This window comes from Humisphaera borealis, from assembly GCF_015169395.1.
GTDB classification, from domain to species: Bacteria; Planctomycetota; Phycisphaerae; order Tepidisphaerales; family Tepidisphaeraceae; genus Humisphaera; species Humisphaera borealis.
Window position 1 is genome coordinate 3,474,121 of the sequence record NZ_CP063458.1, and the last position, 25,659, is coordinate 3,499,779.

The 25,659-nt window shown below is 63.3% G+C and carries 20 protein-coding genes; 9 read left to right on the forward strand and 11 right to left on the reverse strand.

Annotated elements, in window-relative coordinates:
* Positions 1–81 precede the first annotated feature (81 nt).
* Positions 82–2,850 (forward strand): MGH1-like glycoside hydrolase domain-containing protein, encoded by a 2,769-nt coding sequence (locus IPV69_RS12965; protein WP_206295537.1) that lies wholly within the window; start codon positions 82–84, stop codon positions 2,848–2,850.
* Positions 2,851–2,879: 29 nt separating this feature from the next.
* Here IPV69_RS12965 and IPV69_RS12970 read toward each other — a convergent pair whose 3' ends face one another.
* Positions 2,880–3,173 carry a hypothetical protein gene (locus IPV69_RS12970; protein ID WP_206295538.1) on the reverse strand — a complete coding sequence of 98 codons (294 nt, stop codon included), beginning with the start codon at positions 3,171–3,173 and terminating at the stop codon, positions 2,880–2,882.
* A 291-nt stretch (positions 3,174–3,464) separates the two neighbouring features.
* On the opposite strand from IPV69_RS12970, the gene IPV69_RS12975 reads away from it, so the two are divergent.
* The 5 genes from IPV69_RS12975 (at position 3,465) to IPV69_RS12995 (ending at position 9,249) form a co-directional block, all read left to right on the forward strand.
* A complete protein-coding gene (locus IPV69_RS12975; RefSeq protein WP_206295539.1) occupies positions 3,465–4,373 on the forward strand; it encodes a class I SAM-dependent methyltransferase in 909 nt (302 codons plus the stop codon).
* 332 nt (positions 4,374–4,705) lie between these two features.
* Positions 4,706–5,698 carry a 4-(cytidine 5'-diphospho)-2-C-methyl-D-erythritol kinase gene (gene ispE / locus IPV69_RS12980; RefSeq protein WP_206295540.1) on the forward strand — a complete coding sequence of 331 codons (993 nt, stop codon included), beginning with the start codon at positions 4,706–4,708 and terminating at the stop codon, positions 5,696–5,698.
* A 253-nt stretch (positions 5,699–5,951) separates the two neighbouring features.
* Complete coding sequence (locus IPV69_RS12985; RefSeq protein WP_206295541.1) at positions 5,952–6,491, forward strand: SpoVG family protein; 540 nt, start codon at positions 5,952–5,954, stop codon at positions 6,489–6,491.
* A 390-nt stretch (positions 6,492–6,881) separates the two neighbouring features.
* On the forward strand, positions 6,882–8,633 hold the full coding sequence (gene ilvB / locus IPV69_RS12990; RefSeq protein ID WP_206295542.1) for a biosynthetic-type acetolactate synthase large subunit: 1,752 nt from the start codon (positions 6,882–6,884) through the stop codon (positions 8,631–8,633).
* 79 nt (positions 8,634–8,712) lie between these two features.
* Entirely contained in the window at positions 8,713–9,249 is a 537-nt protein-coding gene (locus tag IPV69_RS12995; RefSeq protein WP_390884390.1) for a hypothetical protein, read from the forward strand.
* Positions 9,250–9,329: 80 nt separating this feature from the next.
* On the opposite strand, the gene IPV69_RS13000 is transcribed toward IPV69_RS12995, so the two are convergent.
* Positions 9,330–9,761 carry a hypothetical protein gene (locus IPV69_RS13000; protein ID WP_206295544.1) on the reverse strand — a complete coding sequence of 144 codons (432 nt, stop codon included), beginning with the start codon at positions 9,759–9,761 and terminating at the stop codon, positions 9,330–9,332.
* Positions 9,762–10,464: 703 nt separating this feature from the next.
* Between IPV69_RS13000 and IPV69_RS13005 the strand changes: the two genes are divergently transcribed.
* Both IPV69_RS13005 and IPV69_RS13010 read left to right on the forward strand, forming a co-directional pair.
* Positions 10,465–12,279 (forward strand): hypothetical protein, encoded by a 1,815-nt coding sequence (locus IPV69_RS13005; protein ID WP_206295545.1) that lies wholly within the window; start codon positions 10,465–10,467, stop codon positions 12,277–12,279.
* A gap of 82 nt (positions 12,280–12,361) precedes the next feature.
* The gene (locus IPV69_RS13010) at positions 12,362–13,270 is read left to right on the forward strand and encodes a DUF3472 domain-containing protein (RefSeq protein WP_206295546.1); all 909 of its coding nucleotides are present in this window, start codon (positions 12,362–12,364) and stop codon (positions 13,268–13,270) included.
* A 41-nt stretch (positions 13,271–13,311) separates the two neighbouring features.
* Here IPV69_RS13010 and IPV69_RS13015 read toward each other — a convergent pair whose 3' ends face one another.
* From IPV69_RS13015 to infC, 9 genes are all read right to left on the reverse strand, one after another.
* Positions 13,312–14,442 carry an ABC transporter permease gene (locus tag IPV69_RS13015; protein WP_206295547.1) on the reverse strand — a complete coding sequence of 377 codons (1,131 nt, stop codon included), beginning with the start codon at positions 14,440–14,442 and terminating at the stop codon, positions 13,312–13,314.
* Positions 14,439–15,548: an ABC transporter ATP-binding protein gene (locus tag IPV69_RS13020; RefSeq protein WP_206295548.1), complete on the reverse strand. Its 1,110-nt coding sequence runs from the start codon at positions 15,546–15,548 to the stop codon at positions 14,439–14,441. The genes IPV69_RS13015 and IPV69_RS13020 overlap by 4 nt, the downstream gene beginning before the upstream one ends.
* A gap of 94 nt (positions 15,549–15,642) precedes the next feature.
* Complete coding sequence (locus IPV69_RS13025; RefSeq protein ID WP_206295549.1) at positions 15,643–16,644, reverse strand: hypothetical protein; 1,002 nt, start codon at positions 16,642–16,644, stop codon at positions 15,643–15,645.
* A 131-nt stretch (positions 16,645–16,775) separates the two neighbouring features.
* The gene (locus IPV69_RS13030) at positions 16,776–18,233 is read right to left on the reverse strand and encodes a sulfatase (protein WP_206295550.1); all 1,458 of its coding nucleotides are present in this window, start codon (positions 18,231–18,233) and stop codon (positions 16,776–16,778) included.
* Positions 18,234–18,474: 241 nt separating this feature from the next.
* Positions 18,475–20,271, reverse strand: a complete 1,797-nt coding sequence (locus tag IPV69_RS13035) for a reverse transcriptase domain-containing protein (protein WP_206295551.1) — start codon at positions 20,269–20,271, stop codon at positions 18,475–18,477.
* A gap of 170 nt (positions 20,272–20,441) precedes the next feature.
* Positions 20,442–21,170: a type II secretion system protein gene (locus IPV69_RS13040; protein WP_206295552.1), complete on the reverse strand. Its 729-nt coding sequence runs from the start codon at positions 21,168–21,170 to the stop codon at positions 20,442–20,444.
* A gap of 215 nt (positions 21,171–21,385) precedes the next feature.
* Complete coding sequence (locus tag IPV69_RS13045) at positions 21,386–22,021, reverse strand: hypothetical protein (protein WP_206295553.1); 636 nt, start codon at positions 22,019–22,021, stop codon at positions 21,386–21,388.
* Between the two features lie 34 nt (positions 22,022–22,055).
* On the reverse strand, positions 22,056–22,859 hold the full coding sequence (locus IPV69_RS13050) for an inositol monophosphatase family protein (protein ID WP_206295554.1): 804 nt from the start codon (positions 22,857–22,859) through the stop codon (positions 22,056–22,058).
* Between the two features lie 126 nt (positions 22,860–22,985).
* Positions 22,986–23,870, reverse strand: coding sequence for a translation initiation factor IF-3 (gene infC, locus IPV69_RS13055; RefSeq protein ID WP_206295647.1), 885 nt, complete (start codon positions 23,868–23,870; stop codon positions 22,986–22,988).
* A gap of 370 nt (positions 23,871–24,240) precedes the next feature.
* On the opposite strand from infC, the gene IPV69_RS13060 reads away from it, so the two are divergent.
* Positions 24,241–25,533, forward strand: a complete 1,293-nt coding sequence (locus IPV69_RS13060; RefSeq protein ID WP_206295555.1) for an aminopeptidase P N-terminal domain-containing protein — start codon at positions 24,241–24,243, stop codon at positions 25,531–25,533.
* Positions 25,534–25,659 lie beyond the last annotated feature (126 nt).

The window sequence follows — 25,659 nt, forward strand, 5'->3', positions numbered from 1 at the left end:
AAAAGTCGTACGCTCAGGATGACAAGTGGCGCAATGTGCTCGTCCCCTCTATCTTGAAGCGACTGCACTTCTGACTTAACCATGGCCGACAACCGCCCCATCGATTCCGAAACCGAACGGATGAAGGAAGACACAGCCCGCGCCGCCAACTGGAAGCGCTGGGGGCCGTACCTCTCTGATCGGCAGTGGGGGACCGTTCGCGAGGACTACTCGGCGGACGGCAGCGCGTGGGGTTACCTGTCACACGATCACGCCCGCAGCCGGGCCTATCGCTGGGGCGAAGACGGCATCCTCGGCATCTGCGATCGCGAGTGCCGGCTCTGCTTCGGCGTCACCCTGTGGAACGGCAAAGACCCCATTCTGAAGGAACGCCTGTTTGGGCTGACCAACCCCGAAGGCAACCACGGCGAAGACCCCAAGGAACTCTGGTGGCACCTCGATGCCACGCCGACGAGTGCTTACCTGAAAGGCCTCTATCGCTACCCGCAGGCGGCGTTTCCGTATCAGGATCTGATCACCGAGAACGCCCGCCGTGGAAAGCACGACCGCGAGTACGAGATCCAGGACACCGGCGTCTTCGACGACGGGCGGTACTTCGATGTCCTCGTCGAATACGCCAAGGCGGCCTCGGATGACATCCTCATCCGCATCACGGTGACCAACCACGGCCGCGAGGCCGCCGACCTGCACCTGCTGCCGACACTCTGGTATCGCAACGCCTGGAGCTGGGGATGCACACACGAAGGGTGCTACCTCAAGCCGCTCATGAACCGATCGAGCGATCACGGCGTCCTGTGCGACCACATGACACTGGGCAAGTTTCACTTCGAAATCGACCCGGCCAACATGGCCGCGGATTCGTCGACCGCTCAGGCGGGTGCGTCCGCCCCGCGCTGGCTCTTTACCGATAACGAGACCAATACCGAGCGCATCTTCGGCGAGCACAACTACAACCCCTATGTGAAGGACGCGTTCCACGAGTTCGTCGTCCACGGCAACGAGAAAGCCGTCAACCCCAAGTGGCGCGGGACCAAGACTGCGCCGCACTACAAAATGCGGCTGGCGCCCGGCGAAAAGCGCGAGTTTCGCCTGCGGCTGTTCGCCGAAGACCAGACGCCGAAGGAACTGTTCGGCCCTTCGTTCGACGCGATGTTCGTCGCCCGGACGTTCGAAGCCGACCTGTTTTACGAGCGGCGCATCCCGACCAGCCTGCCGGCCGAGGAGCGCCGGCTTGCCCGCCTCGCATACGCGGGGCTTCTCTGGAGCAAGCAGTTCTACCACTACGTGATCAAGGACTGGATCGCCGGCGATCCGAACATGCCGCCGCCCCCGCCACAGCGGAAGGACGGACGCAACAGCGACTGGGGGCACCTGTTCAACCGCGACGTCATCTCGATGCCCGACAAGTGGGAGTACCCCTGGTACGCGAGCTGGGACCTGGCGTTCCACATGATCCCGATGGCGCACATCGATCCGGAGTTCGCCAAGGACCAACTGCTGTTGTTCCTGCGTGAGTGGTACATGCACCCCAACGGGCAGCTGCCGGCGTACGAGTGGGCACTGGGCGACGTCAATCCGCCGGTGCATGCCTGGGCGTGCTGGCGTGTCTACAAGATCGGTGCCTGGCAAGGCGGCCGCGACAAGCTCTTCCTGCGCCGCGCATTTCAGAAGCTGCTCATCAACTTCACCTGGTGGGTGAACCGTAAAGACGTCAACGGCAAGCAGGTCTTCGCCGGCGGGTTCCTGGGGATGGATAACATCAGCCTGTTCGACCGCTCCGCCCCGCTACCCGATGGCACGCAACTTTCGCAGGCCGACGGCACGGCGTGGATGGCGTTCTACTGCAATGTCATGCTCGACATCGCGCTGGAACTGGCCGCCGACGACCCGGCTTACGAAGACGTCGCCAGCAAGTTCTTCGAGCACTTCATCGCGATCACCGACGCCATGAACACGCTCGGCGGCACCGGCCTGTGGGACGACGAAGACGGCTTCTACTACGACCAGCTTGCCGCCGACGGGCAATCCACCCGGCTGCGGGTCCGCTCGATGGTCGGCCTCATTCCGCTGCTGGCGTGCCAGGTGCTCGACGGGCAGCGACTGGAGCGGTTCAAGGGATTCGCCAAGCGCACGCGCTGGTTCATGGAGCATCGCGCCGACCTGGCCCGCTTCATCGCGTACATGGAAAAGGCGTCGCCGGATGGATCGCCGGGCGGGAATCGGTATCTGCTGGCGGTGCCTTCGCGCAAGAAGCTCGTCCGGACACTCAAATACGTGCTCGACGAAAACGAGTTTCTATCCCCGTACGGCATCCGATCGATGAGCCGGTATCACCTGGATCACCCGCTGACGGCGAATGTCCACGGGCAGGAGCTGTGTGCCCGCTACGTGTCCGGCGAGTCGGAGACGACGCTGTTCGGCGGCAACAGCAACTGGCGCGGGCCAATCTGGTTTCCGACCAACTTCCTGCTCATCGAAGCACTGCAGAGATACCACCATTTCTACGGTGATTCATTGAAAGTCGAGTGTCCGACCGGGTCCGGAATCCTGATGAATCTTGAGGAAGTGGCACAGAATCTGGAACGGCGTCTGGTCTCGATCTTCCTCCCGGACGACGACGGCAAGCGACCCTGCAACGGCGGATGCCCGCGTCTGGACGGCGTGCACGACAAATCCTTCGGCGAGCTCGTCCACTTTCACGAGTACTTCGATGGCGACACCGGTCGCGGAATGGGCGCACCGCACCAGACAGGGTGGACGGCGCTCCTGGCGCGGGTCATTCGAGACGTGGGCCGGCGGAACCGCCAAGGGGAAGTCAGCGCCGCCCCGCGGGCGACCCCGGAAACTTAAGTTGGAGCCGTGTCCAGCGGCAAACGCGATCAGGGGGACTTGCCGCCGCGGGAAGCGCGGGAGGCTTTCGGCGTGGCGGCCGAGCCCGTGGCACCAATGCGTGCCCGCAGCGAAGCCGACAGATCGGCGTCGACCGTCGAATTGATGTTGTTGAGTACGGCCGCCTGAACCAGTTGCGGCTGACCCACGAGCCAACCCACCAAACGACTGGCGAGTTCGGTCTGGCTCATGCCGTGGCGGCTCGCCTGGCGTTCCAGAGAGGTCTTGGCGTCTTCGGCAATTTGCAGCCGTAGAAATGTTCCTTCGGACTTCGCTGTTTTCATCTCAACTCCAGGCTCGACCGTCTCAGCAACGGAACAAATCTGGTTCCGTCAGCTCCAGGCAAGCACGACATAATTTCTCGGCCTACCCGGCTATTTCGTCGCTGTGTGCAATTGTAACTCAAGTTGACGTCCCGCAACCGGCAAAACGTTCGAAAATACCAATCCTTGGCGTTCTTATTTGCATCCAAGCACGTCAATTTGTCGCAACTCTCCTGCTTTCGAATCGATCAGAACCGAAACCTTGACGTAGCGACGGCAGACTCCTGATTCGCTAAGTTTCTTTCGGTGCACATGACCGACCTCACGCATTTCGATCCTCTTCGCGACCTGGACCAGATGTCACAACTGGTCGCGGACGCGTCTGGCGTGACGGTTGAAGAAGCGCACCGACGGCTGCTGGCGGAGCAGGCCCGGCCAGGAACCGCGGTTTCCGAAGATTTTGCCGCCCGCGGCGGACGTCGCTACGAGCCTGGCTCGGCGATGGACGCGTTCTACGGTTCGACCGATGCGTTTCTTTACGAGCTTGCCGTCTGGAACCGCAATCGCCTCAAAAGGGGCATGCGAAAGTGGATCACCCGCCACATGGACCGGGTCTCAAGCATCATGCAGAAGTCGCCCCTTGAGGTGCTGTCCATCGGCGACGGCATGGGGTTCGACTGCCTGCACTGGGCGCGGCACGGCCATCGTGTCACTTATTTCGAACTGCCAGGCGACGGGCCGCGTTTCGCCGAAAGGCTTTTTCGGGGAGCGGGGATCAGCATCCCGATGCTGACCGACCCGGCATCCATCCCGACCGGGCAGTTCGACGCCATCACCTGCCTGGACGTCCTGGAGCACGTGCCCGACGTGCCCGGACTGGTCAAGACGCTGGTGTCGTACCTGCGTCCCGGCGGCGTTCTGTACGTCAGTGCACCCTACTTCCTGATCCTGCCCTGGTACCCAACGCATCTGCGGCAGAATCGCCGGTACAGCGCAAGTCTAAGTCCCTACCGGGAGGCAGGACTCAACCTGATCGGCGGTCGGCCGGGGTGGGATCCGATCGTGCTTCAGAAGCCGGGCGGGACGGCCAGCCTGAGGTCGTCGCTTTCCGTGGCGGCCGTTCGCGGCGGAAGTCTGCTATGGCTGCCCGGCCGATTCATGGCGTGGCCTTATGCGCCACTGCATTACCTGCGGAAATGGACCGGGCAGAAGTTCGAGTAGCTCACTTTTCTGTTGAACCTCGCCCCGCCGCATCGTTAAGCTTGCACTCGACACGTCCAGGCCCGCAGGGCTGACGATCATTTCGCGGTTCGTTTGTTTGGCCGACGCGTTGCCAGGCAACCAGACACCTTGTCTCCAACACATCGTGTTGCTGCCGGCACCGGAACATCTCGGACTCGGCCGAGGAGTATGACAAATGACTTCACGTTCGAATTCGGTGGTGATGCGCCCCAATGTCGCCGGCTGATGTCGCCGGGAGGGCTCGGGTCAGGTACGTCCGGCATGAATGCCGGCTTGACACCCGGCCCCGGTCCGACGACACCAACGCCGGTATGCCCATTGGAGCCGAAACCGCCGTGCCGAACGCCGTCAGCGTCGACTGTCCCGCGAAGATCAATCTGCACCTGCGCATCGGTCCGCCCCGGGCGGACGGCTTTCATCCGCTGATGTCGTGGATGACGACGGTCGGGCTCTTTGACACGTTGACGATGCAACTTTGTGGCGCAGGCGTCCCGCCTGCGGCAGGCGAGACGCCTACGCCACAATCGCTTATTGACCTCACGTGCGATCCCCCGATCGTGCCGAACGACGACCGAAACCTCGTCGTGCGGATGATCAAAGCGTGGGCGCAACGCCGGTCCGACGCCGGGCAGGCGGCCGTAGCGGGCATCCGCGCGACGCTCCTCAAACGAACACCCGCCGGCGCGGGTCTTGGCGGCGGGAGTTCAGATGCGGCGTGTGCGCTGCTGGCGGCCGAGCGACTGATCGCCGGCGAGCCGCCCCTGACAACCGACCAGATGGCCGAAATCGCCGCGACACTGGGCAGCGACATTCCGTTCTTCTTCAGCGCCCCCAGCGCCGTCTGCACCGGCCGGGGAGAGATCGTCCGGCCGATCGCGCCGCCGGCGGCGAAATGGGCCGTGCTGATCCTGCCGCCGATCCACATGCCGACGCCCGATGTCTATCGCAAGTTCGACGCGATGGGCCTCGGGCGGCAGAAGGATGTCGAGACCGAGCCCGACTGGGCCGCCTGGGCGAAACTGCCCGCGGCGAAGCTGATGACCATGCTCGTGAACGACCTGGAGGCTCCGGCGTTTGCGATCCGCCCCGAGCTGGAGGCGATCCGCCTGAAAGCGGAACGAAAATCCGTCCGCCCGGTGCGCATGAGCGGCAGCGGGTCGAGCCTGTTCACGCTGTTCGGCGATGAGCGCACTGCGACCGAAGTCCGCGACTATCTGCGGATTCATCTGCGGGAGTTCGGGATTGAGGAGCAAGCAGTGATGGTTGTCGGGGTTGGAGTGCCGATCATCCCGTCTTCGGCCTGAAGGGCCAAGGTCGCTCAGCCCAGGGCAACGCCCTGGGTAAGCGAGTGCAATTCAATGCGGACTGAAAGTCCGCGATCCCGGCCTGGCGCGGTTCTATCGCGGCCCTTCAGGCCGTGTTGGAATCGATCATACAAACCCAGGGCGTTGCCCTGGGCTGAGCACCCCCGGTCTGTCAGGCCGGAAACGTCGTCCACATCGTCCGTGTCTCGAAAAACCTGTGATCTCTTCACCTCTGCCCCTTTGGAGATCCGTTATGCAGTTGACCGAAATCCGCATCAACCTTTGCGCCACCAGCCACGAGCCGGTCGTCGCCCGTCACGGCCATGGCAGCCGACTGCGGGCGTTCTGCTCGCTGACGTTCGACAACACGTTTGTCATCCGCGACGTCAAACTGATCGAAGGCAACGACGGGCTTTTCCTGGCGATGCCGTCGCGCAAGCTCTCGGACCACTGCCCGGATTGTGGGGAGAAAAACCACCTGCGAGCCCGATACTGCAACCAGTGTGGCGGCCGACTGAACGAGGACCGCTATCTTCAGTATCGCCAGGGCAACGGCACGACGCGCCTGAAGCTGCACGCCGACGTCGCGCATCCGATCAACGCGCGGTGCCGCCAGCAGGTTGAGAAGCGGGTGGTCGATGCGTACTGGTTCGAAGTCCAACGCAGCAAGCTACCTGGATATGTGCCGCCGAGCCTTGACCACGAGGACTTTGATATTTACGATTCTTCCCTAAGTGCCCCTGCGCGAGCGCTTCCCGTGGAAGGCCTGCAGCAAGTTGGCGCGGTGCATTAGGCACACGATGAATCCGGTTCCCATGGGTTATCTCCTTCGCATTCCTCGACTTATTAGACGGCTACCGGGCACGGTGGTCGTACGATAGGTCGGTACCGCTGGCCGCTGGATTCGAGCAAAGCAATCCACACCGCGACCGACCCCCCTCCGACCGATAAGCCCGGTAGCCGTCAAAAAACGCTTTTCCCGGCGTATCCAGAACTCGCGTTTTCACTACAACTTGTGAACATTTAGGTTGCCGACCGGTGCCGTTGGCGGGTATCTTTCCCGCCCCTTGCGACCCTCGGGTCGTGGCGCTGGCGGAATCCCAGCAATCGAACCGAAGCGAAGTCGGCGGCGACCTTCAGGCTCCCGACTTCCAGCTTCTGACTCCTGACTTCCGAGACCACCATGACTCCAAAAACCGAAACCGCTCCGCAGACCTCCACCGCCACCAGCAAGCCCAAGTACAAGGGCAAGATCGGCGCCCAGATCCTTCACGAAATGCTCGTCGGCCCCCACAAGGTCGACACCATGTTCGGCTATCCCGGCGGCGCCATCCTGCCGATGTTCGACCAACTCTATAACACCCCCGCCAAGTTCATCCTGAACCGCCACGAGCAAGCCTCCGGCCACTGTGCCGACGGCTACGCCCGCGCGACCGGCAAGCCCGGCGTCTGCATCGTGACCTCCGGCCCCGGCGCGACCAACACCGTTACCCCGCTCGCGACGGCCCAGATGGATTCGGTGCCCATCATCGTCTTCTCCGGCCAGGTCGCGACCAAGGCGATCGGCAACGACGCCTTCCAGGAAGCCGACGTCACCGGCATCACCCGCCCGTGCACCAAGTGGAACTACCTCGTGAAGGACGTCCGCGATTTGCCGCGCGTCGTGAACGAGGCGTTCCTGATCGCCAGCAGCGGCCGGCCCGGCCCGGTCCTGATCGACCTTCCGAAGGACGTGCAGGTCGCCGTCTGTCCCGACGAAGTCGATGACAGCCCGCGGTCGCACGTGGTGTCCAAGCGACGCTTCGTCGGCACGCACGCCGGCCATGACAAGCAGGCCCAGGATGCGGCCGAACTGATCAACAAGGCACAGAAGCCGGTGCTGTATGTCGGCGGCGGCGCGATCATCAGCGGCGCGTACCAGGAAGTCCGCAAGCTCGCCGACCGGGGCAACATCCCCTGCACCACCACCCTGCTGGGCATGGGCGCGTTCGATGAACTTGACCCCAAGTCGCTGCACATGCTGGGCATGCACGGCTCGGCGTATGCCAACTACGCCGTCCAGGAGTGCGACGTGCTGATCGCCGTGGGCGCCCGGTTCGACGACCGCGTCACCGGCAACCTCGCGACCTTCGCCCCCAAGGCCAAGATCATCCACGTCGACATCGACCCGAGCAGCATCGGTAAGAACGTGGACGTTGACGTCACCGTCGTCGGCGACGCCAAGCAGAGCCTGGAACTGATGCTCAAGTACATCGAGCACCGCGACCGCAACGAGTGGTTCGCCACGATCGACGCCTGGAAGAAGAAGTACCCCTTCCGCTACCTCGACGACAGCAAGAACGCCAAGCCCCAGTTCGTGCTGGAAGAGATCAACAAGCAGACCGGCGGCGACGCGATCTTTACGACCGGCGTCGGCCAGCACCAGATGTGGGCGGCCCAGTTCATCCGCTGGCGCTACCCGCGACAGATGATCACCAGCGGCGGCCTGGGCACGATGGGCTTCGGCCTGCCCAGCGCCATGGGCGCGGCCCTCGGCCGGCCCGGCGAGCTCGTCATCGATATCGACGGCGACGCCAGCTACATGATGACCTGCTACGAGCTGGCGACGATCGCCGAGTACGACATCCCGGTGAAGATCTGCATCCTCAACAACGACTTCCAGGGCATGGTCAAGCAGTGGCAGGACCTGTTCTACGGCAAGCGCTACAGCCAGACGGTGATGAAGAACCCCAACTTCAGCAAGATGGCCGAGGCGTTCGGCATCCGCGGCATCCGCTGCGACCACAAGGCCGACGTGGCCAAGACGGTCAAGGAAATGATCACCCACAAGGGCCCGGTGGTGGTCGATTTCTACGTCGAGCCCAACGAGCACGTGTACCCGATGGTTCCGAGCGGCAAGGGCCTGCACGAGATGGAACTGGGCACGCTGGCGTAACCGCTGTCAACAATCTCGACCGACACGAAGGCCATTCGACCCCCGTCGAATGGCCTTCGGTCTAGATGGGGGTGGGATCATGCAAGTGTTCAAGATCATTCTGCTCTGCATTGCGGCGGCCGTGCTTTACGGCATCCTTCATGACCAGATCACGGCGCGCATCTGCGTCGAGTATTTCACGATAGGTCACCCGCCAGTTTTCGCGACGAAGGACCCGACGCTCCTGGGTCTTGGTTGGGGCATCATCGCGACCTGGTGGGTGGGACTGGGTCTCGGGGTTCCATTGTCCATCACTGCTCGGGCAGGCTCCTGCCCAAAGCTGAGCACATCGCAACTCGTTGCCCCACTTTCGATCACGCTGGCGATTGTCGGTGTACTGGCGATTGTCGCGGGTCTGGTTGGACGCTCGGCAGCGTCAGGCGGCTCTGTCTGGCTTTTGGAGCCTCTGGCGTCACGCGTCCCGGCCGACCGGCACGTCGATTTTCTGACGGCCCTCTGGGCTCACTCGGCAAGCTACCTCGCAGGATTCATCGGGGGGATCGTGCTGTGCGTCTGGACCCTGATTGTGCGATCGCGCGCGAGCCGACGAATCGCTCAACCACCGCGGCCGAGTTAAGCGGGTGCGATTACGACGATTCCCTTCCCGCCGACCGGCACTCGTCCAGCAGTGCCTGGCCAAGCTTGGACCGATCCCCACTACGGTGCCGACGCAACATCCTCATCGGACTTCATGACGCGTTTGTATCTCGCAACGCCGGACCCGCCGAAATGTGCGTAAACGAGATACTTATCATTTAGACCGGCCACGATCAGCTCTTCGGTCTTGCCTTCAAAATCCGGGTTATCGGACGACTGGCACTTTAGGAACAACCTCGGCGGCATAGCGTTCCACCTGACCTCCCAGGTTCCGCCAAGGGTGTTGCCGCCGGGCGTGTAGTATCGCCGTGCGAACGTTCCGTCCGGCGACAAATCGAGTTCGCCCATGCACGGCCCGCCGCGCCAGGTCCCCTGGATCTTGCGGTCGAGGTCGGAAGGCACGCCTTTGCCAGCCGCCGGTTGGTTTGCGGTGCGCAACGCAACGACGACAACGAACAAAAGAGCCAAACTGAATGCTGCGAAGCGAACCATGAAGCGAACTCCCGAACGGGCGGCCTCCATGACCAGTCACGCCGACCCGACTTTGAGACGCCACGTCAGTCGAATAGTTTCCTTCGGTCGAACGGTCACGCTTGTTCTGCAGGTCGAAAGGGCGACAAAAGGCTTGCACTTTTGAGTCGAACCTAATAAAATACTAACTAGGTAGGTGTGGCCGCGAATGGCAGTTGCAACAAGCCACGACCCTGAGGGAGCGAAGATTTGGCGCAGCCAGACCCTTCTTGCGAACCGGAAAAGGCGGCTGGCTGCGGCGGCCGACCGGTCCCTGACCGTCGTGACGCGCTACTGAATGGGTTTGCCTTGGCGTGAGACTGTGCCCCGGAAGTGAGCGACGTTGCCCGCTTCTTTCTCGCGGGCAAGGAATTGAGTGTTTCCCGCGCGACGATTGATCCGTCAGTCGATGAGCGCCACAGAAACATCGAATTTCCCAAATCAAAGCCATTGGGAAACCGCCGAACCTTGATTTTGATGTCGTAAACGCGTTCTACAGAGTCAAGGACGTTGGCTTTGAACGGTTGAATGGGCGTACTCGGTCGCTCGAAAAGCTTTCAGGATCGCCCCGCCCACGTGCTATACTGCCGATCCGCCGGAGGGCGATCGCAATCCCTGACGGTATGTCTCCCGGCGGGTTTCCATCAGCGTCGTTACCCCACCCGAAGTTTTGAGGATCTTGCCGATGCGCCCAACCCACTTCCGACGGGCCCTTCAGTTGCTCGCAGTTGCCACCTGCAGCGCCTTCGCGACCGTCGGTATCGGACAGTCGGCTCCGTCGGACCCTCCCGTCAGGGGCGAACCGGCGCTGATCAACCCGATCGCGCCGTCGGGACCGGCATCGGCAGGTCCGGTGCTGCCCGGCGCGCCGGGGTCGAACACACTTCCGCTGGGCAAGGCTTTCGAGCGTCCCAGCGCCGGCATCTCCGTCCGCCCGCCCGCCGGGTGGACGGCGATTGTTGAACCCGACCGGGAGGAGCTCGTCCGGTTCGTTGACCGCCTGGACAACCCCGCCAAGGGACAGCGGACCGACTGGAGCCTCTCTCTCATCCGCCGAAGCTTCCCCAAGCCCCAGCACCTGTTGCAGACGCAGGTGGAGAAGGACTTCAAGAAAGTCTGGGAGCCGGGCATCGTCGAGAACACGCTGGCGGCGCTAAACGAGCAGTTGCCGGGAGCCAAGATCCTCCGCGGCGGCGACCCGACCAACATCGGCAAGTATGACGTCGGCATGATCGTGATGCGCTACACCAAGAACGGCGAACGCCGGCTGGCGCAGCACGCCATCATCGAGGCCAATCCGCGGCTGTATTTCCTGCTGTCGTTCAATTCGCCGGGCCGGAAGGACGTCGCCGAGGACGACCGCAACGAAGAAAAGACCGTCGACCCGACCGAGTCGCAGGCCGTCGCGACGTTCCGGTCGATCATCGACAGCGTCCAGTTGCTGGACCTGGAGAAGATCAAGGCCGATCAGGACGCCCGGCTGTTCCGCACCCGCGGGCTGTTCGTCAACCTCGACGGCCGAGCCCTCAACAGCAAGCTGATCCCGCAGCAGTTCATGCGAATCATCCGCGATGGCAAGGACATCGGCTACAGCTATGTCGTCGAGCGGCCGGACGTCGATCCCAAGGGGGGCAACGACGGCATCTCCATCGACGTACGAAGCCGCCTGATGACAGAGATCAACGCCGCCGGCCAGGTGTTGCCGTTCCCCCGGGAGGAATCCGAGGCGTCGATGTTCACCACGCTCGACCGCCGGGTGGAAAACTGGACCAAGATGATCGTTTTCGACGACGGCAAGCCGAAGGATGCCAAGAACCCCTGGAAGAAGCTCAACGAAGTCGGCGCAACGCAGTTCGAGCAGCGCCGCGTGTTGGCGGCCGATCCGAAGGTCCCGGGGAAGCAGTTCCAAATCGGTGAAAACGGAGACCCGAACAACCCCTGGGTGAACGTGCGGGAGTCCTACAGCCTGAAGGTCGAGTTCTTCGGCGGCAAGGCGAACCTGGAACCCGTCGTCCGCCCGCTTCCGCCGTTCTATCTGCCGCAGGCACTGGTCTCGATGCTGCCCCGGCTGATCCCGCCGAACGAGCAGAAGGGGTACATGGTCGCGACCTACGTGGGCGACCTTCGGCAGGTGATGGCTCGTTACATCGACGTCGAGGCCGAGACGGCGACGCCTTCGGTCATCTCTGGTTCCTCGGGCAAACTGCGGGCGATTCCGATTCGAGATCGAATCGGCTACGAGGGCGCGCCCACGCTCCACTGGGTAACCAACAAGGGCGAGTATCTCGGCAGCACCATCGAATCGACCAAGACGTCGATCGTCCCGACCGACGAGCCGACCATTCGGCGGATCTGGAGCATTCCCGACGGCGAACGAGTTTTCGACAAGATCCGCGAAGCTGCCCCGGCGACCGTCCCGGCCCGCGGCGGCAGGCCGGGCCCGACAACCCCGTCACCGACAGGCAGCCTGCCGCGCGACCTGCGACCGAACGGGAACTAGCCCGATAGGGGGCCGCGCGATCACGCACAAGCGAGTTTATTTGCCGCTGCCACTCCCAATCCTGGCGGCACGGAGCGTTCTCATGCGAAACACGGTTGTTGCCTTTGGCGTTGTATTGTCCATCGCGCTGATCTCGCATGCCGACCCGGTACCACCGGCCAAGCCGCCAGCCGAGGCTGCAAAGGTCGATGCGCCCCGCGCCGCCCGCTCGGTTCACCTCTGGTGGAACGCTCCGGAAGGCACCGACTTCTACAACGAAATGTCGATCGAGCATTCCACCCGCGGCAGCTACTTCATGGCGTGCGGGTTCGGCCACGGCTACTTCGGCATGCAGGAACTGGCCGGCAGCAAAGGTGTCGCCGGCGACGGTGGGAAAACCGACAAGGTGGTCCTGTTCTCCATCTGGGACAACTACAAGGGGGACGACGTTAAGGCCGTCCCCGCCGACAAACGCGTTGAAGTGCTGCACCACGACCCGGATGTCCGGCTCGGCCGCTTCGGCGGCGAGGGGACTGGCGGCCAAAGCTTCTTCAGCTACCCGTGGAGGATCGGCGAGACCTGCAGGTTCCTCGTCCGCGCCAAACCCGAGGGGAATAAGACAAGCTTCAGCGGCTACTTCTACCTGAACGACAAGAAGGCGTGGAAGCACCTGGTGACGTTCCGCACGATCACCGGCGGCAAGCCACTGGGCGGTTACTACTCGTTCGTCGAAGACTTCCGCCGCGATGGCAAGAGCGTGAACGAGCGGCGCACCGCCGAGTTCGGCAACGCCTGGGTGAAGTCGCTCGCCGGCGAATGGGCGGCGGTACCCAGCGTCCGCTTCACCGGCGACCGCACGCCGCTGGACAACTGCGACGCCGGGGCCCGTGACAACGGCAAGTTCTTCCTGACCACCGGCGGCGAAGTGAATCAGAAGACGAAGCTGAAGTCGTCGATCGATCGCATCCCACCGAAGGACAACAAGCCGCCGACAGATCTGCCGCCGCAGTGAATACCCCCGATTAGCGGGATGCCTTTCGGGATTTCAACGCGTCAGTAATCCCGCCGGCAGAAGACCCACGCCGCTATGCCGAGGACGACCACCTCGAACGCCAGTGACGTGCCGATCACCCAGACGGGAGATCGGGTCAACGCCTCGTGCTGCACGCCCATCTGAGCTTCGCGTTCGGCGCGCATCCTCAAAGACATCTCGTTATCGCCGATGCGCGGCCGGCGGGCGCGGCGCTGATTTCGCATCTCTTCGTCGAGCGAGGCCAATTCATCGGTCTCGAAGAGCTTGCGGTCAAGAAGCGACACCGTCTCGGATGTTTTTGGGAGCACCGTCTTGGCGGCGAACAGGATGTCGTGCCACCTGTTCCACGACACCGCCGACTCGCGCAGCTCTTTGCCCTTCTTCACGGCCAACTCGCGCTTCTCGCGAACGCCGGACTCCTGCGTGCCGAACATGTTCAGCACCGACTTTCGCTCGCGAATCTCGACCAGTTCGGTATCGGCATCGGCGACAAGCTGGTCCTGAATTGCGGCCGATGCGTTCAACTGCAGCTTCATGTAGAGCACGCCGTACTCGGCAAAGTGCAGACCGAACAGCAGGAGCCAGAACAGGATCGTCAGAAGCAGCGCGGCGATGGCCGACCGCGTCCACATGCCCAGCAGAACGCAGGCAGAGTAGAGGTAGCTGTAGAAGATCGTGATCAGCGGAATTGCCAGAAAGAGGCTGGGCTTCCACTCACCGGCACGGATACCGACCACGAAGTAGGCACAGATCGAAAAGATCGTCGCCTGCAGAATCACGAACAGCAGCGCCGCGAGATACTTGGTCAGAAACAGCCGCAGCCGTCCGATCGGCCGCGACAGATAAAGATCAATGGATCCGCTCGCGATGAAGTCGGGGAAGATCGAGGCGGTCGAGACCAGCGCGAGGATGACGGCTGCCCAGGTGAGCCAGATCGTCACCAATGCCAGCTTCAACAGATAGACCTTGTAGAAGGTCCGGGCCATGGGCATCGGCCAATCGAACCAGAGGAACGACAGCTTGGTTTCATCGGCACCGAAAAGCGCAAACGCCCCAATGAACAGCCCCGACAGGATCACCGAGATCCAGAACATCTTGCGGGCGTTGAGCTCGCGGTAGGCGTCGACAAGTATCGCAATCGTCTGATTCATGGCATCACCCCGCCGCTCGTACGAGCCTTCGCCTTGCCCGCGCCGGGCGCGAATGCCTGGCCTGTGGTCGGGTCGGTGACCGCTTCCATGAACAGGTCTTCAAGGCTCTGGCGAACCGGCGTCACCCGGCGGATGGTCAGGCCCGCCTGTCGCAGCGCGTCGAGCACCGGCTGCACCTTTGCCGCCTCGGCGGTGCCGATGCTCAGCACCCCGCCACGCAGCTCAATCCACAGCCCGTCGGTAAGCACGCCTTTGTGCAGCGGTGTTTGCAACGGCGGCGGACGCGCACCCGGCGGAAGGGGCGCACCGACCGGTATCGCCGGCAGCGGAGCCGGTGCCTGCTCGAACGCCACCCCCAGCCGCGCGCCAAGGGTACCCGGCAACCCCGGCAGTTCGTGCGGCGGCACTTCCACCTCAATGTCATACCGCTGGCTCTTGGCGGTCAGGTCGTTGATCGTGCCCTGCCTGGCCACCTGCCCCTGCACCAGGATTGCCACGCGGTTGCACATCATCTCCAGTTCGCTGAGCAGATGGCTGTTGATGAAGACGGTTTTGCCCTGCTCGCGGATGCGGTTGAGGACGTCGCGGATGTCGCGCCGCCCGACGGGATCGACGCCGTCGGTCGGCTCGTCGAGCACGACCAGATCCGGGTCGCTCATCAGCGCCTGGCCGATGCCAATCCGCTGCATCATGCCCTTGGAATACGTGGACACCTTGCGATCGGCCCAGTCGCGCATGCCGACGACTTCAAGCAGCTCGGCTGACCGCTTCCGCAGCGTCGGCCGATCGACCTTCGCCAGCCCGCCGAAAAACTCCAGCGTCTGCCGGCCGGTCAGGTAGCGGGGGAAGCGGTGGTTCTCGGGCAGGTAGCCCACGCGGCGAAGGGTCGGCTTATGGCCGACAGGCTGGCCGAGAATCGTGCCGACCGCCCGTGTCGGACGGATGACGGTCATCATGATCTTGACGAGCGTGCTCTTGCCCGCGCCGTTCGGTCCGAGCAGGCCGAAGACTTCCCCGCGGGCGACGCGCATCTCGATCCCCTGCAGCGCGTGGACCCGCCCTTTGTACACCTTGGCGACGTCGTGAAGGTCGATCGCGAGATCCATGTCGCTCCGATGTCCGCAGTAAGAGTCCCGACAAAAAAGCCCACGGACCGCCGTCCGTGGGCTTTGTATGAGTGAGACATCCTAACCGCGGGGTTTAGAACCGCACATCCAGCGCGAAGCGAATATAGGGCTCGTCGCTGACGTCGGCGAGCAGTTCACTGTCGCTCTGATCCCAGCCGGTGCTGAACTCCGTATTCCAGGAGTAGCCGATTGCCGCGGTCAGCTCGATATCCGGCTCGTCGATATGGCTTGACTTGCGGTGGTAAGTGACGCCGATTTCGGCGTTGCGCTCTTGCAGGAGCAGGCGTTCCTTATTGCCGTCCAGCCCGTCGAGGAAGAACGCACCGCTTCGCTGCGCGGCGAGCCCGAACACTTCAAACCCGCTGAAAACCTCGTAACCCACTCGCGCCGTCACATTATCCACCAGCAGATAGCCGAACTGCACACGAAGCTTGTCGATCGGCTGCCATTCGATGCTCGTCACGGGAATGCCCAGCGTCAGCAGCAGCCTTTCGTCGACCCGCTTGATATAGGCGAAACCGGGAAGCGGAAGGTCCGGCCGAAACGTTCGGTTGCCGTTGTAATCGATCGCGATCGCGATGGTGTCGGTCGGCGAGAGCTGTTTGAACACACCGATCGCCGCCTTACCGTAGAAGGCATCTCCGTCGCCAAAGAAACTATCGCCGGCATACCCCGCCGCGACGGAGAAACCAACGATCCAGCCGTCCTGCTGTGCGATAGGCATAGCAAACCCGATCGACTGGTTGACCAGGTGTTCGGGCATGCCGGCGATCGAGCTGTCGATGTTCAGGTAGCTGAACGAGTAGCCGATCCGCGGACTGGCGACATCGCCGGGATTCAGGCGGAACCGACCCTGGGTTTCAAAGATGTCCAGGCGGAAGTCGGCATCAGTCGCCTTGTCATGGCCGGTGTCGCGAAACCCGACATACGCATTGGCGTCGAGCTTCAGCTCTTTCGGGAACGGCGCGAGCAGAAGCTCCGGCCCGGTCTGAGCCAGGGTGTTCGCCGAGCCGGCAATACACACCAGCAGGAACGCGGGGACGAAGAAAAGCGACGGGGCGTAACGACGGGTCATGAGATTGGTTTTCGGCACAAGTGCTCGAACAACTGTTGTCGACCGTACGACGGCGCGACGCGTCCGAGATTCTAGTGCCGGGCGCACTGGTGTCACCGTGCAAAACTCCGTCACCCACGGATCGCCGGACGTCAATCTGATGCGTCCTTGGCGGCCTTCTTGCCGCGACGGGCCCCTTCCGGCTTGGCAGAAGGGTCGTAGGCGGGATTCTTCTGCGTCGGGAGCAGCGCATCAGTCTGCTTCATCCAGGCGAGCATCGCGGCGACCAGTTCGTCGCGCTTGGCGGGGTTCGAAGCCGCGAGGTTGGTCCGCTCGCCCGGGTCTTCGATCAGGTTGTAAAGCTCAACGGCGTTATGGGTCGCGATCTTGTCCGCCCCGCCATCGAGTTGCCATTCCTCGTGATAGAGCAGCAGCTTCCACGGACCGGTGGTCATCGCCGACACCGGACGGGTGCGGAAGACCGGATCGCGGCCGCGGATGACCGGACTGTCGAGGTACCCCGGAAAGTGCCAGAAGATCGCCTGGCGCGACAGCTTGTCGCCACCTTTGAGCAGCGGCAGCAGGCTCGTGCCGTCGAGCAGTTTGCCTTCCGGCGGCTTGGCACCGGCGGCTTCGAGAAACGTCGGGTAGAAATCAATGTTAATCACCGGCACATCGCTGGTGCTGCCGGCCTTCGTCACGCCCGGCCAGCGGACGATCATCGGCTCGCGAATGCCCCCTTCGTAATAGCACCCCTTGTTGCCGCGCAGCGGCTCCTGCGACGACTGCTGCGTGCCGCCGTTGTCGGACGTGAACACCACCAGCGTGTTCTGCTCGAGCCCGAGGTCGGCGATCTTCTTCAACAGCTGTCCGACGGCATCATCGAAGTCGTACAGACACGCGGCGTAAAGCGGGTTGCTGTGCTGCTTGCCGGCGGCCTTCTTCTGGAAGCGCTCCAGCGTTGCCGCCCGTGCTTCCAGCGGGCTGTGAATGCCATGGTGCGGCACATAGCAGAAGAAGGGCTTGTCCCTGTTCTTCTCCATGAACTCGCCGGCGAGCTTTGTGAGGGTGAACACGCCCTTGGGATCGTCCGTGTTTTTGCCACGTGCCTTGGTGCCCGGATCGGTCGCGGCGTCGAATCCCTGCGACGCCGGCGGTGCGCCGTCCGGCCCGCCAAGATGCCACTTTCCGAATATCCCGGTAGCGTAACCCGCCGCTTTGAGTGCCTCGGCCATCGTGACCTGCGACGGGGCCAGGCCGCTCTTGTTCGGCACCGGCACCATCCGCATGAGGTTCTTCGGTCCGCGGTCGGTCGAATCGACAGCGTAGACATGGTGTCGCGGCGTGTACTGCCCTGACAGCATGCACGCCCGGCTCGGCGCACAGTTGCCCGCAGCCGCATAGGCACGGTTGAACACCATGCCCTGCTTCGCGAACCGATCGAGGTTGGGCGTCTCGTAGAAGTCGGTGCAGTTGTAGCCGACGTCTTTCCAGCCCAGGTCGTCGGCGAAGATGAGGACGATGTTGGGCGGGCGAGAAGGCGCATCGGCGGCAATCGCCGAGAGGGGAGCGATCAGCAGCGAAAGAAACGCGGGTACGGCGAGTTTCATGAGTGTCTCGGAGTGAGAATTTGTTCCAGCGTCAGAGCCACCGTCTGGGTGCCATGGGCTGCGGTACTCCGCTGCCCGTGGCGACGTCCTGCAGGCATCGCCACGGGCAGACGAGTACGTCAGCCCATGGCACCCGATGCATCTACCTCGGCCTTTCAGGCCTCTATGCCTATCGATGCACTACCCAGCCCTTTGGGCCTGCATGACTTCCTATGCATGTCTGCCGGTACGCGACTTTCGACTATGTCGTGGTCGGTGCGATCCGGCCCATCGCCTCGGCCAACGGCTTCGCCTGCTTCGGGTTCACCATGTGGACGTATGCAATCATCCCCCGCAACCACGCTTCGAAGTGCGGAATATTCTCCCGATTCTGGGCGGCGAGTCCTTCCTTGCCGGCCTTGTGCAGGATCGCCCGCAGCCGACGGACGACATCGCGCGGAACGCCGGCGCGGTCGTTCACAACGATACCTGTCACCTTCTGCGCGACGTGTGGCCGCTGGACGCGCGTCTTTTTCTCGTTGACCGCGAAACCTTCGTCATCGGCGATGTGCCGCACGCGGGCGAGCAGGTAGCCCACCTTGTCGTTCAGCGCCGCGTCGCCGCTGAAGGTGAGGTCGTCGGCGTAGCGCGTGTAGGTGAAGCCCAGCTTGCGGCAGATGCCGGCGAGCCGCGAGTCGAGCCGGCGGCTGGCCAGGTTGCTGACCGCCGGGCTCGTGCACGCCCCCTGCGGCAACGCCCGCGGCCCGGTCGCGACGTGAAACGTCTTGCCGGCGTAGACGACTTCCTGCCGCGGGCTTTCTGTGCAAAGAAGCGCGAAGATCGTCGCCACCGCTGGCGAGTAGCCGAGCTGCTTGAAGATCCCACGGACACGGCCGAACGAGATCGTCGGGAAAAAGTCGCGAAGATCGCAGTTGATGACGAGCGGCTTACCGACGTGCGGCATGGCATTCGTAACCGTGCTGCGGCCGGGCACGAAACCGTGTGCGGCATCGTGCGTCGGCACGCGCGACAGGACGTTGGCCAGGATCCACTGCTGCGTCTCGGCGAGCGAGTCGTGCGGGGCGGCAAGTTGCCGCGTGCCGCCGCTGCGCTTGGGGACGGTGAAACGAACGTAGTGGCTCACCGTCGCGGCGTCGGAGTGGTAGGCGAGCCATCGCAGGCGGGAGACGGGCAGATCCATCGCCGCCGCGACATCCGCCGGGGTCGACAGCGCCGGCAAGCCGATCGCCGTCAGCTTCGCGACGTCGCTCACCCGGTCGTGCAACTGGTTCGACACGCCACGACCGAGGAAGATGATGTCGGCCTGCTTCCGCAGCGCGACGGCCTCGGCGTGCTTTCGCTTTCGCTCGGCGGCCTCGGCCTGCTTGCGGGCCTTGCGTTCGGCGCGTTCCTGTTCGGGCAGTGTCACCGCGACCTGCGCCTTGGCCAGCTCGACTTGCAGGTCAGGTCGCGCGGCATCGTACGCCTGGCCGACGGCGTGGATCTCCGCCAGCTCCTGTGGTGTCAGCAGGCCCTCGGTGATCATTGCCCGGTCGATCAGCTTGGTCCGCGGGTCGTCGGCCGGCGGAATGCGATTGCTGCGGCCGAACAGCCAGAGGTTGTTCCAGTTGTTCTTGAGCCGATCAGCGCCGGTTCGCAGATCATCGGCGGAGATGGGCGCAAACGGGCCCAAATCGTAGTCAAAGCTTTCGGCCGGCGACGGTGACAGTCGGTTGGCGGGTGCGGGCGGAACGGCCGCTCGCAGAGCGAGCGAGGCATACGGGATGGTGCTCGCGGCCGCCGAGTTAGGCGTGTTCGTCGCCGAAGACGGGGCCTGACCCGTACTGATCCAATTGGCCGGAACCTTGACTACGGTAGGCCGCTGAGGTGGCACGGTCGGCGGCTGATTCACCGGCGGCTGCGAGCCCTGGCCAGCCAGCAACCCCGGATCAATCGTCTGCCCGAACTCGCGCGCCAGATCGCTCGCGGATTGGCCGCCAGATGGTCGCCCCGGCGACTTTCCGCTCACGAGCTTCTTGATCCAGTTCAGCAGGCCCATGCATCCGCCGCGTACGAATCGAGGTTCTCGCAAAGCTCTACGTTGACTGACTCAAACCGTTTGCCGACGGAAATCGTCACCGACCCTTCGGGTCGCGATCTTGTGGACCCCAATCGCCGCGAGCTGGCGGTCGGGCAGAGAACTCGCATGCCATGTCACGTGCCGTTGAACTACCTCCAGTTCCACCAATTGCCCCTGAAGTACGGGCGGATCTCGTTGCCGCGCTTGGTTTCGACGTGTCCGTCGGCAAACCCCAGGTTGATCGAATGGATCTTGTCGCCGTTGCGGTGATTGGTGATCGGGTGAAGGCGGTACGGATTGCCGTCGGCCGTCAGGTCGGCGTTTGCGGGAGGATTGATGCTGCCTTCGCTGCCGACGATGTCGGAGATGATCGGGTTACGGATGCCGCGCTCGTCGGCCATGTTGGCGGGCCCTGCGAACGTTTCGGTCGGCCTGGGATTGACGATCACAAACTTCGCGCCAGTGTAGGTGGGTGGCGGAGGAAGTATGTTCAGCGCGTTGCTGCCGTTCTGTCTCGGAATCCAGACATTGTAGTTGAGAATGTAGAAGCCCTTGGCCCGGTCGAAGCCGGCTTCCAGTTGCTCAGGTTCCTGGTGCGCGGCGGGGCAGATGAACGCCGAGTGCGGCACACCCTGCTTCCTGAGAACGTCGTAAAACCCGAAAGGCACGTCCCAGAGATTGGCGCCGGTCGATGGCATGTCGAGGGTCGGAAACTTCCCCTCGTGCTCAATCGCGAAGGCATTCACCGCGATGGAAATCTGTCGGAGGTTGGATACACAGGTGGTGAGGCGGGCCTTGTATCGAGCGGCGCTGACCGTCGGCAGCAGGATCGACACCAGCAGCACGAGAATGCCGATGACGACGAGCAGTTCGATCATTGAGAAACCAAGGCGATGGGAAGCCGCGCTTTTCGCGAAGCGACGCTGGAATGTGCCCGGCATTTGCGTTCCTGGGTCGGTGGTGCGATGTCTCGAGATGATCGACAAGTATATCGCGTCCCCACCCCGGCGGGTATCGATTTCTGCCCGCTACCCGCCCGGCAGGCCCATGCTCGTACCCCGCCCAAGGCACGGACAATTCCATCTTGGGGCGATCACCGACCAGGCGCCGGCTTTGTCGCCGGCAGTTCGGGAAACGCCAGCGTCTTCAGGAAGAACTCGACCCGCGTCGCGGCGGCCTTGGCGTCGGCGGCGGGATAGGTCAGCCGAAACTTCACGAAGGATCGCCCGCTGACGAACAGGTATGCCTCGGAGACCAGGTCCTGCTCGACGCCGCCGAGCATGCCGCGCAGCTGATACCGCGCCCGCAGCCCTTCGTAACCGCGCTTGCCGTGCTGGATGGTGATCGACCCGTCCTCGGCTAGCTTCGCTGTGCGGTTGACCTGCGTAACTTCGGCCTTGGTCTGCTTGAAGTGCACGTCGAGCGGCAGGCCGTTGCTGAGGTAGACGTAGACCGTCAGGATGATCTTGAGCGACGGGTCGCTGTACCCGACGGACAGGTTCTCGCCGGCGTCGTCGAAGGTGTACGCAACGGCCCTGCGGAACGCGCCGACGTTGAAGGGGAACTCAAAGCCGCTCGGTGCGTGAACCAGCGGCTTGCCGGGGTCGAGGGTGAGCTTCTTTGGGGCTGTGGGCGCGGACGGGCGAGTGGCCGGGTTGGCACCGGGGAGTGCCGCCGCCAGTAGCAGAGTAAGCATCGCCGCGAGAATGACCGGGCCTGGCTTCGACAAGACATTCCCCTTTGCAGCACGACCTGCGACCAGGTCAGATCGACCGCACCGGATCGGCCGACTTCCGCTTCTCGTTCTTCAGGACGGTGATGACTTCCTGATAGAGCGCGCCGTTGGTGGCGACGGCGTCGGGGCCCCAGATGGTGTCTTCGCCGGCCCAGGTGGTGAACCGGCCGCCGGCTTCGCGGATGATCGGTGCGATCGCCGCACAGTCCCACGGGTTCATCTTCGGGTCGAGCATGATCTCCGCCCGGCCGGTCGCGACCAGCACATAGCCATAGACGTCGCCCCAGCCGCGGCTGATGCGGGTGCCGGCCATCAGCTTCTCATAGGCATCCGATCGTTCGAGGCTGCCCTGGAAGCTGCTGGTCAGCAGGCAGGCGTCTTTCAGGCGACTGACATCGGAGACCTTCGCCGGCCGGCCGTTGTGCGTGACGCCGAGCCCTGTCGCGGCGAGGACCAGTTCATCGGTGCCGGGCAGGTAGACCGCGCCGACGGCCGGCTGGCCGCGGACTTCGACGCCGATCATCACGCCGTACATCGGCACGCCGTGGATGAAGCTCTTGGTGCCGTCGATGGGATCGATGATCCACTTGTGGTCGGGATCGCCGTTGGTTTCGCCCCCTTCTTCGCCGAGGATCGCGTGGGTGGGGTACCGCTTGGCGACGATGTCGCGAATGAGCTGTTCGGCTTCTTTGTCGGCGCGGGTGACGGGGCTGTCATCAGCCTTGATCTCGACCTCGACGCCGGTGTTGAAGTAGGCAAGCGTTCGACGGCCGGCAAGGTAGGCGGCGTCGGCGGCGACGGTGAGGAGTTCGCGAAGCGACGGGCTGGGCACGCGGCGAGTCCTTTTCAAGACACAGAGAAAAAGACCAATAGACGAACAGACGGAGTGGAAAAAGCAGCCAACTGTTCTTCCACTCCGTCTGTTCGATTCTCAGTCTCTTCGTCTCTGGTTTTCAGTTCAAGTCTTCGGGGTTGACGTCGTCCCGGCCCCGACCGGCGACGGTCGAGCCGGTGCGGGTCGTGCAGTAGCCGGCCGAGGAGGCTGTGCCGACGCCGGTGCGCCGACGGGGCCCGCCGGAGGCGCGCCCACCGGACGAACGGGCATCGGGCGGGCCGGAGGAGCGCCGCCGGGAGCGGTCGTCCCGGGACCGGTCGAAGGTGACGCCTGACCAGCCGGGCCAGCCGGGCCAGCCGAGGTCGGACCACCTGCCGCCGGAGCGGCACCCGGACGCTGCGGAATGTTCAGTCCCGCGCCGGCCGTCATCGGACCGGTCGGCGGAGCGCCAGCGGCACCGGGCTTGACGCCCGGCTGCGGTGGCTTGGCGTTGGGGTTCTTGTGATCCGGTTGAAGGACCAGCGTCATCCGCTTGCCTTCCATCTTCGCGTCGCGCTCCACCTTCGACACCAGCCACAGTTCCTTCTTCACCTTGTCGAAGAGATCGCGGCCGAGGTTCAGGTGGGCCAGCTCACGGCCCTTGAAGCGGAGCGTAAACTGGACCTTGTTGCCTTCCTTGAGGAAGTCGCGGGCCTTGTTGATCTTGATCTCAAGGTCGTGCTCGCCGATACGGACCGTATCGACGTTGAGCATCTTCAGCCGGCCGCCCTTGTGGGTGGTCGCCTTGTGCTCCTTCTTCTGCTGCTGATAACGCCACTTCCCGTAGTCCATGATCTTGCAGACCGGGGGACGGGCGTTGGGGGCAACTTCGACCAGATCCATCTGCGCTTCCTGCGCGCGGCGCTGAGCCTCGGCGAGCGACGTGGGACCAATCTTGTTGTCGTTCTGATCGATCAGGAAGATCGGCGAAATGCGGATCTGATGGTTGTGGCGGAAATTCGTAGAAATGGCCTAGGCCTCCGAAAACACAAGTCGATGCGACCACCGAGAACACCCCGGCAATTCGCAAATGGAACAACAATCCGGTGGCCCGAAATGCCACCATTCGCCTCCGCTGAGAGACGACAACGGCGCGGGCTTACGTTGTACGGTAGCCCCGCGATCTCTCATATTCACTTTACCTGCCCCGAAATTCAAGACAAATTGACCCCAGAAGCAGCCGTCAGACAATCATTCCGACGAATCACCTCGAACCGCCATATCATATAATTGCCCATTATCCGTCCACGTGAAGTCACGACAGCGCCGCTTCGGGTCTTTCCCAGTGAGATATATCCCACTGCGCGTTCCCAGCGTCTTGCGGTAGTATCCCGCACCCATGCGCCACGCTCCCATCCCTGCGGACCTGTTCATTGCCAACCGCCAGCGGCTCGCCGCCATGCTCGACCCGCGTTCGCTCGCGGTCGTCGTCGCCAACGATCAGCTTGCTACCAACGCCGACGGGTCGGTCTCTTACGTCCCCAACTCCGACCTGTTCTACCTGACCGGTGTCGAGCAGGAAGAGACGATCCTGGTCCTCTTTCCGCAGGCCGCCGACGAACGGAACCGCGAAATCCTTTTCGTCCGCGAGCCGATCGAGTACCTCAAAATCTGGGAAGGCCACAAGCTCTCCAAGGACGAAGCCAAATCGCTGACCGGCATCACGACCATCAAATGGCTCAGCGAGTTTCCGGTCGCGTTCCGGTCGCTGATGATCGAGGCGCAGAACGTCTACCTGAATGCCAATGAGCACGGCCGGGCCCACGTCGAGCACGACAACGCCGACACCCGCTTCGCCCACAAGACCCAGGCGGCGTTCCCGCTGCACACCTACCGCCGACTCGCCCCACTGCTGCACAAGCTCCGCGTACGCAAAAGCCAGCAGGAAATCGACCTGCTCCAGAAGGCCGTCGATATCACCGCGGCAGGGTTCGACCGACTGCTGAAGTTCGTCAAGCCCGGCGTCTGGGAAAACGAAGTCGAAGCCGAACTCGCCCACGAATACACCCGCAACCGGGCCCGCTTCGCCTACAACGCCATCATCGCCTCCGGCGGCAACGCCAACGTCCTTCACTACAACAGCAACGACCAGCAGTGTAAGGACGGCGACGTTCTACTGATGGACGTCGCCGCCAACTACGCCAACTACGCCGCCGACCTGACACGCACGATTCCGATCAACGGCCGATTCACCGCGCGACAACGCAAGGTGTACGACGCGGTCCTGCGCGTCATGCGGCAGAGCATCGCCGGCGCGACGGTCGGCAAAATGCACCGCCAGTGGCAGAACGAGTCACGGGCGATGATGAACCAGGAACTGCTGCAACTGGGCCTGATCACCCAGGAGCAGGTGGACAAGCACACCGAAGACGAGCCGGCGTGCAAGAAATACTTCATGCACGGGCTGGGCCACGTCCTGGGCATCGACGTCCACGACGTCGGCCCGATGTGGGAGCCGTTCGCCCCCGGCTGGGTGCTCACCGTCGAACCGGGCATCTACATTCCCGATGAAGGGTTCGGCGTACGCCTGGAAAACAACATCGTGGTCACCGAGTCCGGCCCGATCGACCTCACCGGAAACATTCCCGTCGAAGCAGAAGAGATCGAGCAGATCATGAACAAAGGCCGGTAGCGCCGGAGCAACGCACACCGCCAAACGAACCCAAGGCGATCCCGCCGAACGAACCCGAGACGTCCGAGTTGGACGCTCTCAGCACCCGACGGGCAAACCGGTTAGCGCTCGCACCGCAGGTGCACT